General features: G+C 65.7%; 15 protein-coding genes. 8 read left to right on the top strand and 7 right to left on the bottom strand.

Annotation, left to right across the window (positions count from 1 at the left end; all coding sequences use genetic code 11):
- Nucleotides 1-4: 4 nt before the first annotated feature.
- From RN346_RS02355 to RN346_RS02370, 4 genes are read left to right on the top strand one after another with little or no spacing between them, the layout of a single operon-like run.
- Entirely contained in the window at nucleotides 5-1,405 is a 1,401-nt protein-coding gene (locus RN346_RS02355) for an MFS transporter (protein ID WP_311962002.1), read from the top strand.
- Between the two features lie 41 nt (nucleotides 1,406-1,446).
- Nucleotides 1,447-1,755, top strand: coding sequence for a BolA family transcriptional regulator (locus RN346_RS02360; RefSeq protein WP_263585208.1), 309 nt, complete (start codon nucleotides 1,447-1,449; stop codon nucleotides 1,753-1,755).
- On the top strand, nucleotides 1,752-2,570 hold the full coding sequence (locus RN346_RS02365; RefSeq protein ID WP_311959950.1) for a hypothetical protein: 819 nt from the start codon (nucleotides 1,752-1,754) through the stop codon (nucleotides 2,568-2,570). Before RN346_RS02360 ends, RN346_RS02365 begins: the two co-directional genes overlap by 4 nt.
- Nucleotides 2,567-3,040, top strand: a complete 474-nt coding sequence (locus tag RN346_RS02370) for a GNAT family N-acetyltransferase (protein WP_311962003.1) — start codon at nucleotides 2,567-2,569, stop codon at nucleotides 3,038-3,040. The genes RN346_RS02365 and RN346_RS02370 overlap by 4 nt, the downstream gene beginning before the upstream one ends.
- A gap of 8 nt (nucleotides 3,041-3,048) precedes the next feature.
- Here the strand turns inward: RN346_RS02370 and zapB are convergent, their stop codons facing one another.
- Nucleotides 3,049-3,240 carry a cell division protein ZapB gene (gene zapB / locus RN346_RS02375; RefSeq protein WP_263585205.1) on the bottom strand — a complete coding sequence of 64 codons (192 nt, stop codon included), beginning with the start codon at nucleotides 3,238-3,240 and terminating at the stop codon, nucleotides 3,049-3,051.
- A 71-nt stretch (nucleotides 3,241-3,311) separates the two neighbouring features.
- Complete coding sequence (gene rsmD / locus RN346_RS02380; protein WP_311962004.1) at nucleotides 3,312-3,923, bottom strand: 16S rRNA (guanine(966)-N(2))-methyltransferase RsmD; 612 nt, start codon at nucleotides 3,921-3,923, stop codon at nucleotides 3,312-3,314.
- A gap of 90 nt (nucleotides 3,924-4,013) precedes the next feature.
- Between rsmD and ftsY the strand changes: the two genes are divergently transcribed.
- The 4 genes from ftsY (at nucleotide 4,014) to rpoH (ending at nucleotide 8,319) form a co-directional block, all read left to right on the top strand.
- On the top strand, nucleotides 4,014-5,540 hold the full coding sequence (gene ftsY, locus RN346_RS02385; protein WP_311962005.1) for a signal recognition particle-docking protein FtsY: 1,527 nt from the start codon (nucleotides 4,014-4,016) through the stop codon (nucleotides 5,538-5,540).
- Nucleotides 5,537-6,205 (top strand): cell division ATP-binding protein FtsE, encoded by a 669-nt coding sequence (gene ftsE, locus RN346_RS02390; RefSeq protein ID WP_263585202.1) that lies wholly within the window; start codon nucleotides 5,537-5,539, stop codon nucleotides 6,203-6,205. The genes ftsY and ftsE overlap by 4 nt, the downstream gene beginning before the upstream one ends.
- Nucleotides 6,202-7,272 (top strand): permease-like cell division protein FtsX, encoded by a 1,071-nt coding sequence (gene ftsX, locus RN346_RS02395; RefSeq protein ID WP_311962006.1) that lies wholly within the window; start codon nucleotides 6,202-6,204, stop codon nucleotides 7,270-7,272. Before ftsE ends, ftsX begins: the two co-directional genes overlap by 4 nt.
- Before the next feature lie 180 nt (nucleotides 7,273-7,452).
- On the top strand, nucleotides 7,453-8,319 hold the full coding sequence (gene rpoH / locus RN346_RS02400) for an RNA polymerase sigma factor RpoH (protein ID WP_263585200.1): 867 nt from the start codon (nucleotides 7,453-7,455) through the stop codon (nucleotides 8,317-8,319).
- Nucleotides 8,320-8,394: 75 nt separating this feature from the next.
- On the opposite strand, the gene slmA is transcribed toward rpoH, so the two are convergent.
- The 5 genes from slmA to coaBC are packed head-to-tail and all read right to left on the bottom strand — an operon-like array spanning nucleotide 8,395 to nucleotide 13,121.
- Nucleotides 8,395-9,003, bottom strand: a complete 609-nt coding sequence (slmA, locus tag RN346_RS02405; RefSeq protein ID WP_263585199.1) for a nucleoid occlusion factor SlmA — start codon at nucleotides 9,001-9,003, stop codon at nucleotides 8,395-8,397.
- Between the two features lie 16 nt (nucleotides 9,004-9,019).
- On the bottom strand, nucleotides 9,020-9,919 hold the full coding sequence (argB, locus tag RN346_RS02410) for an acetylglutamate kinase (protein WP_263585198.1): 900 nt from the start codon (nucleotides 9,917-9,919) through the stop codon (nucleotides 9,020-9,022).
- A gap of 47 nt (nucleotides 9,920-9,966) precedes the next feature.
- A complete protein-coding gene (locus tag RN346_RS02415; RefSeq protein WP_311962007.1) occupies nucleotides 9,967-11,361 on the bottom strand; it encodes a phosphomannomutase/phosphoglucomutase in 1,395 nt (464 codons plus the stop codon).
- A 33-nt stretch (nucleotides 11,362-11,394) separates the two neighbouring features.
- The gene (gene dut / locus RN346_RS02420) at nucleotides 11,395-11,850 is read right to left on the bottom strand and encodes a dUTP diphosphatase (protein WP_311962008.1); all 456 of its coding nucleotides are present in this window, start codon (nucleotides 11,848-11,850) and stop codon (nucleotides 11,395-11,397) included.
- The gene (coaBC, locus tag RN346_RS02425) at nucleotides 11,847-13,121 is read right to left on the bottom strand and encodes a bifunctional phosphopantothenoylcysteine decarboxylase/phosphopantothenate--cysteine ligase CoaBC (RefSeq protein WP_311962009.1); all 1,275 of its coding nucleotides are present in this window, start codon (nucleotides 13,119-13,121) and stop codon (nucleotides 11,847-11,849) included. The genes dut and coaBC overlap by 4 nt, the downstream gene beginning before the upstream one ends.
- Nucleotides 13,122-13,192: the final 71 nt, after the last annotated feature.

The following is a 13,192-nucleotide window of genomic DNA, read 5'->3' on the forward strand; positions in this document are numbered from 1 at the left end:
CTCCATGCGACTGTTCGAAACCCGCCCAGGCGACGACGGCCTGCCCGGCCGTGAACGTGCGCTGGCGCTTCTGGCGCTGATGACCGGTACCACCATGGCGGTAATGGATACCACCATGGTCAATTTGGCGCTACCCACCATCGCAGAGGATCTGGGCGCCTCCGCCTCGCGTTCGGTGTGGATCACCAATATCTTTCAGGTCGTGTGCGCGGCGTTCTTGCTGGTGTTTGCGGGGCTTAGTGAGCTGATCACCCGGCGCCGGCTCTATCTGCTGGGGCTGGCCATCTTCGTTGGCGCCTCCATCGGGGCGGCCCTCTCCCGACATCTTGAGACGCTCTTGGTGTTTCGGGCACTCCAGGGCCTGGGCGCGGCGGCCACGCTCTCCATCGGCCCGTCGCTTTATCGGATGATCTTTCCGACCCGGCTGTTGGGCAGTGCCCTGGGTCTGAGCGCGCTGATCGTCGCCGCCGGCTACTCCGCCGGGCCCACGGTGAGCGGGGCGATTCTCTCTTTTGCCGATTGGCCCTGGCTTTTTGCGCTGAACGTGCCGCTCGGGCTCTGCTCGCTCTATTTTGCCGCCACGGCCTTGCCTCGCGAGACGCCGCGCTCGGGCGCCTTCGATATCGCCGGGGCGCTTTGCTCGATCGTGATGCTGGCGAGCTTCTTTCTCTCGATGGATGCGCTGGGTCATGCCGAGCCGTTGGCGGCGCTCGCCTGGGCCGGGCTCTGCCTGATCGCCGCGACGCTGTTCATTCGCCGCCAGCGCCGGGCGCGCTATCCGCTTTTACCGCTGACGCTCTTTAGCGAGATGCGCTTCACCCTGGCAGTCTGTACCTCGGGGCTTGCGTTCATCGGCCACGGGCTGACGTTCGTCGCGCTGTCGCTTTTTTACCAGAACCAGATGGGGTTCTCGCCGCTCGAAACCGCCTGGCTCTTCACCCCGTGGCCGCTTGCCATCATGGTGGTGGGGCCGCTGGCCGGGCGCCTTGCCGACAAGGTCAACCCGAGCATCCTGTCGAGCGTGGGCCTTGGCTTTCTGATGGTCGGGCTGATGGCGCTGGCGCTGGTGGATGAGACCACCGGGGCGGCGGGCAGTCTCTGGCGTACGGCGCTGTGCGGGATCGGCTTCGGGCTTTTCCAGCCGCCCAATAACCGCGAAATGATGGCGAGCCTGCCGCCGGAGCGCAGTGCCAACGTCTCCGGCATGATGAGCACGGTACGCACCGTCGGCCAGTCTTTCGGCGTGGCGGTGGTGGGCGCGGCGCTGGCGCTGGGGTTTTCGGTGCAGGTCACGCTCTGGTTCGGCGCTTTCACGACGCTTTTGGCGCTGGCAGCGAGCCTTTCGCGGGTGTCGCTTGCCGGGCGCGCACTCGTTGAACGGCGGGCATCGTCGAGGCCTCGGTAAGGGCGTACAATGAAGCCGTCCACACACCGAGGAGGCCTGTCATGACGTTGCAGACACAGATCGAGCAGAAATTAACGGCGCTTTCGCCGGACGTGCTGCGCGTAGAGAACGAAAGTCACCTGCACAACGTGCCGGCCAATTCCGAAACCCACTTCAAGGTGACGCTGGTCTCTGACAGCTTCGAGGCGATGATGCCGGTCAAGCGCCATCAGCAGATCTATGCGCTGCTCGCCGACGAGCTCGGCGGCCCGGTCCACGCGCTGGCGATGCACCTTTATACACCTGAGGAGTGGGCTGCGCGCGGCGGCGAGCGGCCCAATTCTCCGAACTGTCGTGGCGGCGAGAAGTGACCCCGGAAGCCAGCCGACGCCACTACCTGGACGCCATGGGCATCACCGCCTGGGCGTGCCGCTATCAGCTGCCCAACGCCCTGGCGACCGAGGCCTGCGAGTGGGAAACGCCAGAGAAAACCGAGCCGCGCCAGGCGCTGCACGCGCTGCTCGACGAGCCGCAGAAAGCCCCCGCTAGGGCCCCGGAGAGCGCCCCGAGCGCGCCACCCCAGGAAGCGCCTTCGAGCGCGCCGCCCAAATCCGCGCGGGCGCTGCTGGGCGATATCGCCCCACCCGCTCGGCCGGCGCTGGAACCCGCCGCCGCGCCCGCCACTCCACAGAGCGAGCCTGCGGCGCGCGCCGAGCCGGTCGTGTTCACCCTGACCTGCGCCTGCATCGACGGGCGCTGGCTCAGCGTACATGCCGGAGAGTTGGGCCCCACCGAGCGGCGCCTGCTTGCCAACATGCTTATCGCCGCCGGCGCCCCGGCCGGCACCACGCCCACGTTCACCGTTTTCAAATGGCCGCCGATGGCCGGCGCTTTCGCCTCGGACGACCCGCTTGCCGAGGCCCGGGAAGGCGTGGCGGCATTCATCGCCGGCGCCGCGCAGCGCCAGGGGTGGCACCTCGAGCGGCTGCTTTATTGGGCGAACGCGCCGACGCAGGACGAAGGCGAGGATACGCTCGCTCGGGTACTGGCGTTTGAAGGCGATTACAGCCGCACCCTCGAACTTCCCGTCTGGCGCGCTCCGGCGCTGGGCTCGTTGTTTGACGCGCCCGCCAAGCGCGCGCTCTGGCCAAAGCTTTTGAAACTGACTCAAAGCGGCCCGACGTGATACGACCGCTTTCGACGGGTGACCTTGCGGCGCTGCTCGCGCTGGAGGCGGATGCACAGAGTGGCGCGAGCGCGGCATCGCTTGCGCGCGCATTAGAAGATGAGGCGATGATCGTGCTGGGAGCGTGGCAAGAAAAAGCGCTGGTCGGCTACGCGCTGCTTGCAAGGCTGCCGTTCGAGGCGGAGCTGCAGGCGATCGGCGTGGCAAACGGGCAGCGCGGTCAGGGCATCGGCGGCGCGCTTTTGGAGACTGTGCTGGCGCATGCCCGCACGTGGCAAAGCGAGCGCACGCTGCTCGAGGTGCGCGCATCCAATCACTCAGCGATCAGACTTTACGAGGCGGCGGGGTTTTGCGTGGACGGTCGGCGGCGCAACTACTATTCGCCCGGCGCCCCGGCGGCCGGCGCTCCGGCGGCCAGCGATTCGGCGACCGGGCGAGAGGACGCGCTGCTAATGTCGCGCGCGCCCTGACGGTTGGCTCAGGCGCTTTCGGTGGCGCTTTCCTCGAACTTCGACAGCACCCCCTGCAGGCGGCGCTCCCACTCTTCGCGCTCCTGCTTGTACTCGGCGTTTTCGCGGCGAAGCTCTTCGTTTTCGAGCTTCATCAGCTCCAGCGCTTCGACGGTATCGGTGACTTTCTGTTCCAGCTGATTGAATAGTTCAAGGCTCATGCCGACCTCCAAAAACGGGGCAGAAAGCCCTGCCCCCGGTAAATGACGCGTTGAGCGTAACGCCACGCCGACTATTGGGCAAGCGCGCCGCGCCGGTAAAGCCGCGCGCTGGTTTCTCCGGCGCTGGTTTCGCGGTGAAGTTGCCAGGTGGCAGGCACCTCGACGGTCAAATCCCGCTCGGTTTCGAGATAAATGAACGCCTTTGGCGAAAGCCAGCCGTTCTCCAGGGCCTGGCAGCACGGCCCGGCCAGGCCCTTGTGAAAGGGCGGGTCGAGAAACACCAGCTCATACGTGCTCGGTGCGCTCGCCAGGAACGCGCCGGCCTCCATGGTCACGACCCGGGCGTTGGCCGCACCGAGCGTGGCCAGGTTCTGCTCGATCAGCCCGGCCACGCGCGGGGTCAGCTCGACGAAGGTCGCCTCACGAGCCCCCCGGGAGAGTGCCTCGATACCCAGCGCTCCGGAGCCTGCGAACAAATCCAGGGCGCGCTTGCCGGCAAGCGCCGGGCCCAGCCAGTTGAACAGCGTTTCGCGCACCCGGTCCGGCGTTGGGCGAAGCCCTGGGTGATCCAGCACGGGAAGCTGGCGGCGGCGGTAATCACCGCCGATAATACGTAGCTTGCCGGACGCTTTGGACGTCTCGCGCGACGCGGTGGTTTTGCGTGTAGAGCGTTGTCGTTTCATGGCGCCGATTGTAGCGGGGTCCGTGTCCAAAGTCCTGGCCGGCGGTGTTAGGATGGGCACAATGTTCACCTTTTTTAGTTGGATACCTCCATGTTCGGTTTCTTAAAACGCAAGAAAAAGCAGGATTCGCAGCCCCAGGACGAGCGCAAACGCGACGAGGTGGGCCTGGGCGACGCGAAGGACGAGAGCGCCGAGCGCGAGCCCGCACCAGGCCCGGTCGTGACAGAGGCGCCGGTTGAGGAGCAAGCCGAGCCGGCGCCGCGCCCCAGCGAGCCGGACGGCGAGCCGGGCCCGGAGAAGCCCGAGATAGAGCCCGAGATCGAACCCGAGCCCAAAAAGCCCGAGATCGAACCCGAACCCGAGCAGCCCGAAATCGAGCCTGCGCCGGAACCCCCCGAGGTGGAGCCGGAACCCGAAAAACCCGAGGTCGAGCCCGATAAAACCCCGGAAGTCGAGCCGGAACCGGCACAACCCGAGGTTGAGCCCGAGATCGAACCGGCGCGTCAAACGCCGGAAATCGAGCCCGAACGTCCGCCCGAGGTAGCGCCCGAACCCAGCGCACCGGAAGTCGAGCCTGCGCCCAGCGCGCCTGAAATCGAGCCGGGGTCGAGCGCGCCCAGCCCCTCGCCCCAGGACAAGCCGGTCGCGGCCAGGGAGGAGAAAAAAGAGGAGAAGAAGGGGTTCTTCGCTCGGATCAAGTCCGGGCTCGGCAAGACCCGGGCGAATCTGACCGACGGGCTGGCGGATCTCTTTCTGGGCAAAAAGCAGATCGACGACGAGCTTTTGGAGGACCTCGAGACCCAGCTTCTGATGGCGGACGTGGGGATCGAGGCGACCACCGCGATCATCGAGCGCCTTCAGGCGCGGGTATCGCGCAAGGAGCTCAATGATCCCGCCGCGCTTTACAAGGGGCTGCAGGAAGAGCTCGGGCGGATGCTCGAGCCGGTGGCCAAGCCGCTCGATTTCGACAAGCAAGGCGACGGCCCTTTCGTTATTCTGGTGGTCGGGGTAAACGGCGTGGGCAAGACCACCACCATCGGCAAGCTCACCCAGCGCTTTCAGCGCGAGGGTAAAAGCGTGATGCTCGCCGCCGGCGATACCTTTCGCGCCGCGGCCGTCGAGCAGCTCAAGGTGTGGGGCGAGCGCAACGACGTGCCGGTGATCGCCCAGCACACCGGCGCCGACAGCGCCTCGGTGATTTATGACGCGGTGTCGGCAGCCAGGGCCCGCGGGGTCGACGTGCTGATCGCCGATACCGCCGGGCGGCTTCACAACAAGAGCCACCTGATGGAGGAGCTCAAGAAGGTTCACCGCGTAATGCAGAAAATCGACGCCAGCGCCCCGCACGAGGTGATGCTGGTGCTCGACGCCGGGACCGGTCAGAACGCCATCTCCCAGGCCAGCACCTTCAATGAAGCCGTTCCGATCAGCGGCATCACGCTGACCAAACTCGACGGCACCGCCAAGGGCGGTGTGATCTTTGCCCTCGCCAAACAGCTCGAAACGCCGATCCGCTTCATCGGCGTCGGTGAAAGCCTCGACGACCTGCGCCCGTTCAGCGCCAACGATTTCGTCAACGCGCTGTTCGATCAGCCCGAGGGCGCAACGCGCGGATGATTGCGTTCGAGCACGTCGGTAAGCGCTACGGCGGCCGTTTCGAGGCGCTGGCGCATCTCAATTTTCACGTCGCCCCTGGCGAAATGGTGTTTCTGACCGGCCACTCCGGGGCGGGCAAGAGTTCGCTTTTACGCCTGATCATGCGTCTGGAGAAACCCAGCCGCGGGCGCGTGGTGGTCGCCGGTCACGACATCGCCAAACTCCACGCAAGCCAGGTGCCGTTTTATCGGCGCCAGATCGGCGTGGTGTTTCAGGACCACCAATTGCTGTTCGACCGCAGCGTGTTCAAAAACGTCGCGCTTCCGCTGGAAATTCAGGGCCTCGAGCCGCGAGAGTCCGCGCGCCGGGTACGCGCCGCGCTCGACAAGGTGGGGCTTTTGCATCGCGAGAAGGCGCTGCCGGTAGAGCTCTCCGGCGGCGAGCAGCAGCGCGTGGGCATCGCCCGCGCCGTGGTCAACAAGCCCGCGCTGCTGCTCGCCGACGAGCCCACGGGGAATCTCGATCCGCATCTGTCCGCCGACATCATGGGCCTGTTCGAGGACTTCAACCGCATCGGTACCACCGTCATGATCGCAAGCCACGACCTGGCACTGATCGCCCGTTTGCGCCACCGCATTCTGCGCCTGCGCGATGGGCGCCTGATTGGCGACGAGGGGGCGGTATGAAGCGCCCCACTCCGCCGCCCTCGGAGCCCCGCGGCGCGGCCACCCGACGCAGCGGCGCGGTGAGCCGCCGTGGCGCCCCGGCGGGTAAGGCCGGCAAGGCGCCGGCACCGCCTGCGCCCAAAAAGCCGCGCCCGACGGGCCCGGGATTCGGCAGCCGGGCGCGCGCCTGGGGGCGCCACCATCGCGCCATGCTCGGCGATAGCCTCTACCGGCTGGTGCGCCATCCGCTGGGTAACCTGCTCACCATGCTCGCCATCGCGATCGCCCTGGTACTGCCTGCCGCGCTTTGGCTGACTCTGGACAGCGCCCGACTGCTGGACGCCGAGCTCGACGAGAGCGCCACGCTCACCGTGTATCTACAAACCGACGTAGGGCCGGCCGAGGCCGAACGCATCGAACAGGCGGTGGGCGCTGAGGCCGGCGTTTCGCAAACCCGGCTGATCAGCGCCGAGGAGGGCATGGCGACGTTCCAGCGCTCGCTGGGCATCGATGACACCCTGATGGGCCTTACGGAGAACCCGCTGCCGGCGAGCATCGTGATCAACCCGCAAAGCGTCGAGCCCGCGTCCATGGAGGCGCTTGCCGGGCAGCTCGAGCAACTTGCCGGGGTGGACGAAGTGCGCGTGGATCTGGCGTGGGTGGAGCGGCTTCGTCATCTGGCGGACCTTGGCCGGCGCGTGGCGCTGGCGCTCGGCGTGCTGTTCGGCTTCGGCGTGCTGCTGGTGGTGGGCAACACCATACGGCTATCGGTGGAGAGCCGGCGCCGGGAGATCGAGGTGGTCATGCTGATCGGCGCGACCCACGCTTTCGTGCGTCGCCCGTTTCTGTACAGCGGCGCCTGGTACGGCGTTGGTGGGGGCGTGATCGCGCTCCTTTTGCTGGCGCTGGGCAACCACTGGCTCTCGCTTCCGGTGGCGGCGCTGGCGGCGAGCTACGGGGCGAGCTTCAGCCTGCCCCAGCTCGACGTGACAGGCTCTACAATTTTGCTATTCTGCAGTACACTATTGGGCTGGCTGGGCGCATGGCTTGCCGTGTCGCGCCATCTATCCAGCATTCGCCCGCGCTGAGTCGGTTTTGAGCGGGCGCGTTGCCCGACCGGTTATTGGTCGGGATACCTTGAACCTTATACTTTAGTTACTGTCTTAGTGATTACTCCGACACGCTATGTCGATCGTGAACCGCACACATTGGCTCATGTTGATGACGATAGCAGGTCGACCAGGATAGGTGACAAGGAGACCATCTGCATGAGCACTAGTCTTCTACCGGTGGGTCAGCTGTCTCCAGGCAACGACCTGGGCGGTTATATTCAAGCGGTCAACGGCATTTCCGTTCTGACCGTCGAAGAGGAGCAGGCGTTGGCGCGCCGGCTCTATGACGAGGGCGATCTCGAGGCGGCGCGGCGGCTGGTCATGTCGCACCTGCGCTTTGTGGTGCATATTGCGCGCAGCTACTCGGGCTATGGCTTGCCTCAGGCCGACCTGATTCAGGAAGGCAACGTGGGCCTGATGAAGGCGGTCAAGCGCTTCGACCCCAATCAGGGCGTGCGGCTGGTCTCTTTTGCCGTGCACTGGATCAAGGCCGAAATTCATGAATTCGTGCTGCGTAACTGGCGCATCGTCAAGATTGCGACCACCAAGGCGCAGCGTAAGCTGTTCTTCAACCTGCGCAGCGCGAAAAAACGGCTGGCCTGGCTGAACAACGATGAAGTCGCCGCCATCGCCAAGGATCTCGACGTCAAACCCGAGATCGTGCGCGACATGGAAGGGCGGCTGTCGGCGTTCGATGCGGGCTTCGATGCCTCGCCGAGCGATGATGAGGACAGCCCCTACCAGGCGCCGGCGCAGTTTCTGGACGATGCCACCCTCGACCCGGCGACTCAGCTCGAGGACAGCGATTTCGAAGAGGACTCCACGCGCCGCCTTCAATTGGCGCTGGGCGAGCTCGACGACCGCTCGCGGGATATTCTGCAGCGTCGCTGGCTGACCGACGACAAGTCGACGCTTCACGATTTGGCCGACGTGTACGGCGTGAGTGCCGAGCGGATTCGCCAGCTCGAGAAGAACGCCATGAAGAAGCTTCGCGCGAAAATGGGCGACACACTCGCCGCTTGATGAAAATCGACCCAAAACGAAAAGCCTCGGCAGTCGCCGGGGCTTTTTCATGTCCGCACGTCCTGGATGGAGCGGTCAGGCGGACAAGGCGCTCTCTTTCAATAACCCGGAGGCGATCAGTGCCCACTGGTCGTCCCAGTACTCGGTCGGGGCGCGCTTGAAGTCGCTGCGCACGTACTGCGAAATGCGCCCTTCGGCCTGGGCGATCAATAAATTCGCCGCCGCCGAGGCGGTGATGGTCGTGCGTCGCCCTTCGCGAATTTCCGCCTCGCGCAGAATCTGCTTGAGCTGAGTCTCCAAACGCTCGAAGAGCTGGTGCACCCGCTGTCGGAGCCTGGCCGTCTCGCCGGTGAGCACGTCGCCACCGAGCACGCGGGCAAGCCCGGGGTTCTTCTCGGCAAAGCCCAAAAGCAGCGAGAGGATCGTCGCGCAGCGGCGCTCGGCGTCGGGGATGTCCTCGAGAATGCGCGTGATGCGCGCGAAGACGCTCTCCTCGATGTAGTCGATCAGACCTTCGAACATGCGCGCCTTGCTCGGAAAGTGGCGATACAGCGCCGCCTCGGAGACGCCGACCTGGCGGGCCAGCGCGGCGGTGGTGATGCGCTTGCCGCTGTCCTCTTCGAGCATGATGGCCAGCGCCTGCAGGATTTGTTCGCGCCGGCGCGGTTTATTGTCATCGCTCATGTGCCATCCCCTTGCTTTAGCCAGCGTCGCTGATCAAGGTGCCGACGCCCGCCTTGGTGAAGATTTCGAGCAAAATGGCGTGGGGCACGCGGCCATCGACGATCTGGGCGCTGACCACGCCCCCTTTCACGGCGTCCAGCGCGCAGCGAATCTTGGGCAGCATGCCGCCGTAGATGGTGCCGTCCTCGATCAGCTCGTCGACCTGAGCGGTGGTCAGCCCGGTGAGCACCTGGCCTTCGCTGTTCATCAGCCCCGCCACGTTGGTCAAAAGCATCAGCTTCTCGGCGCCGAGCGCCTCGGCGAGTTTGCCGGCGACCAGGTCGGCGTTGATGTTGTAGCTGTGGCCTTCGTCATCCACGCCGATCGGCGCGATCACCGGGATGAAATCGCGGGCGGCGAGCATCTCGATCAGATCGGTGGAGATCGACTCCACCTCGCCGACGTGGCCGATATCGATGATCTCTGGAGCGGTCATCTCTGGCGTCTTGTGCTCGACCTTGAGCTGGCGGGCGCGAATCTGGGCGCCGTCCTTGCCGGTCAGACCGATCGCCTTGCCGCCGCTTTGGTTGATCAGATTGACGATGCTCTTGTTGACCAGCCCCCCGAGCACCATTTCGACCACGTCCATGGTCTGGGCGTCGGTGACGCGCATGCCGTTGACGAAGCGCGACTCGATGTTGAGCTTCTCCAAAAGGCTTCCGATCTGCGGGCCGCCGCCGTGGACCACCACCGGGTTGATGCCGACTTCCTTCATCAGCACGATGTCGCGGGCGAAGGAGTTGATAAGGGTGTCTTCGGTCATGGCGTTGCCGCCGTACTTGACGACGACGGTCTTGCCGGAGAACTGCTGGATATAGGGAAGTGCTTCTGACAGCACCTCCACGACGACCCGCGGGTCGCGACTGTTTGGATTCATTGGATTATCCCTTGGCTTGTCTTTTTTTACGGCGCGTTGGGCGCGCTCTATGATGTCGGCTCGGCAATCACGGCGATGTCCAGATCAGGCGCGGTGCGGGCCAGCGCCCGGGCAAAGCGCGCCCTGATCCTGGCAAGTGCGGCGTCGCTTTCCCCTTCGAAGCGAAGCACCAGCGCCGGCGTGGTGTTCGATGCCCGGCAAAGCCCGAAGCCATCGCTATAGTCCACCCGAATGCCGTCGATCGTGGTCTTGATACCTTCGCCGAAGTCGCCATCTCTGGCAAGCGCTTCCACCAGGCCGAACTTTTCTTCATCGGCGACCGCGACGTTGATTTCCGGGGTGCTGATTTCCTGGGGAAAGCGCGCGAACAGCGCCTCTGCACTCTCGCTTTGCCCGCTCAAGATTTCCAAAAGCCGGGCGGCGGCGTAGAGGCCGTCGTCGAAGCCGTACCAGCGCTCCTTGAAGAAGATATGCCCGCTCATTTCGCCGCCCAGCAGCGCGCCGGTTTCGATCATGCGCGATTTGATCAGCGAGTGGCCGGTGCGCCACATTTCCGGCTCGCCGCCGGCATCAATGATGGTGTGGGCGAGGCGGCGGCTGCACTTGACGTCGAAAATCACGCCGGCCCCCGGGTGGCGGTCGAGCAGGTCGGTGGCGAACAGCGCCAGCAGATGGTCCGGGTTAATGATGCGCCCGCTTTGAGTGACCACGCCCAGCCGGTCGCCGTCGCCATCGAAAGCCAGCCCGATATCCGCTCCCTGTCGTTTGACCTCGTCGATCAGCGCCGTAAGGTTTTCCGGCTTGCCCGGGTCCGGGTGGTGGTGGGGAAAGCGCCCGTCGATTTCATCGAAAAGCGGCGTGACATGAACGCCCAGGCGCCGGATCAGCTCGGGCCCGAGTTCGCCGGCCACGCCGTTGCCGCAGTCCACCACGGCGTGCAGCGACCGGGCCACGGTGACGTCACTGGTTGCGCGCGCAAGATACGCCTCGCGCACATCGACCTCGCGGTAAGTGCCGTGGCCCTCGGCCAGTTCGCCGCTTTTGATGCGCTCGTAAAGCGCGGTGATGGTCTCATTGGAGAGCGTTTCGCCGCCGAGCACGATCTTGAAGCCGTTGTACTCAGGCGGGTTGTGGCTGCCCGTGATCATCACCCCGGAGCGGCTGGTCGCGAGCGTATGGGTGGCAAAATAGAGTGTTGGTGTGGGCACCCGGCCGATGTCGATGACGTCGACGCCGGCGCGCAGTAGCCCTGCCACCAGTGCCTGGTGGAGTCTGGGCCCGGAGAGGCGCCCGTCGCGGGCAACGATCACCGCGCGCTCGCCCCTGGCCGCGGCCTCGGAGCCTGCCGCCTGGCCGATCAGCGCGGTCGTGGCCTCGGTCAGGGTGTCGTCCACGACGCCGCGGATATCGTAGGCGCGAAAGATGGAGGCGGGTACCGTCATGAGCGTGTCCTGAAGTCAGCCAAAAGGAAGTAGCTAGCCGCGCCCGGTGCTGCCGAAGCCGCCGGCGCCGCGCGCGCTGTCGTCGAAGCGCTCGACGATCTCGAGCGACGCCTGCACCACCGGTACCAGCACGTACTGAGCGAGCCGCTCGAAGGGGGCGATGGTGAAGCTCGTCTGGCCGCGGTTCCACACCGATATCTTGAGCTCGCCCTGGTAGTCCGAATCGATCAGCCCTACCAGGTTGCCGAGCACGATGCCGTGCTTGTGGCCAAGCCCCGAGCGCGGCAGGATCATGCCGGCAAGGCTTGGGTCACCGATATGGATGGCAAGGCCGGTACCCACGAGTTCGCACTCGCCGGGGGCGAGGGTGAGGGGCGCATCCAACAGGGCGCGCAGGTCCATGCCTGCCGCGCCCTCGGAGCCGTAGCTCGGTAGATAATCCAGCATACGCTCGTCGAGCACCTTGCACTTCAAGGGGGGGGGGCTCATGGCATCAATTCCGCGGTTGAGTCGATCAGTGAAAGCGCCTTGCCGATGATCAGGCGGGCAAGGGCGGTCTTGGGTTGGGGCGCAGCACTTTGCTGGTCAACGTCTGCGCCGGCGCGCCAGATTAGCAGCGCGGCGTTGTCATCGCTGCCAAAGCCGAGGCCCGCGTGGGAGACGTCGTTGGCCACTACCATGTCGAGGCGCTTGCGTGACAGCTTCTCGCCGGCGTAGTGCGCCACGTCTTGCGTTTCGGCGGCAAAGCCCACCACGAAGGGGCGCGTCGGCGCGTCGAGCGCGGCGACGTCCGCGATGATGTCCGGATTCTTGACCAATGTCAGGGTCAGCGTGTCGACACCTTGAGTCTTTTTGATCTTGTGCTCGGCGGGGTGCTCGGCGCGGTAGTCCGCCACCGCCGCGCAGCCGATGAAAAGCGCGGCACTCGGCGCCAGACGTAGCGCCTCATCGTGCATCTGCCGAGCGCTTTCGACGTCGATGCGCTCAACGCCGGCCGGGGTGGCCAGCGTGACCGGGCCGCTGATCAGCGTTACCCGACAGCCCGCCTCGACAGCGGCGGCGGCAAGCGCGTAGCCCATCTTGCCGGAGCTTTGGTTGGTGAGGTAGCGCACCGGGTCGAGCGCCTCCCGGGTGGGGCCGGCGGTGATCACCACGTGGGGGCGCTGTGCATCCGGCGTATGCGTCGCCGGCGTCAGGTGCCGCGCCAGGGCGTCGACGATCTCTTCGGGCTCGCTCATGCGCCCGGGGCCGACGTCACCACAGGCCTGCTCGCCGGCGGCGGGGCCGATCACCTGCCAGCCGTCGTGATCGAGCTGAGCCGCGTTTCGCTGGCTCGCCGGATGGCGCCACATCGCCTGGTTCATCGCCGGGGCGATCAGCCGGGGCGCCTCGCAGGCAAGACTCAGCGTGGTGAGTAGGTCATCGGCCAGGCCGTGCACCAGGCGCGCGATCAGATCCGCCGTGGCCGGCGCGATCAATAGCGCATCCGCCCAGCGGGCGAGCTCGATATGGCCCATGCCGGCTTCCGCCTGCGGGTCCAGAAGGGAGGTGCGCACGGCCTCGCCGGAGAGCGCTTGCAGGGTCAGCGGGGTGATGAACGCCTGGGCGCCGTCGGTGAGCACCACGCGCACCTCGCCGCCGGCCTGCTTGATCAGCCGGATGATCTGGGCGCTTTTATAAGCGGCAATGCCGGCGCTGACGCCTAGAAGGATGCGTTTGCCCGCCAGCGCCGCGTGCGGGAAGGCCTGGGTCGACGCCATACACGCCTCCTGAATGAAACGCTTTAAAAGCCGGGCTACTGCCCGCCGTGAAGGGGCTCACCATACCATTT

It is taken from the genome of Halomonas sp. PAMB 3232 (genome assembly GCF_031954225.1).
In the GTDB taxonomy this organism is placed as follows: Bacteria; Pseudomonadota; Gammaproteobacteria; order Pseudomonadales; family Halomonadaceae; genus Vreelandella.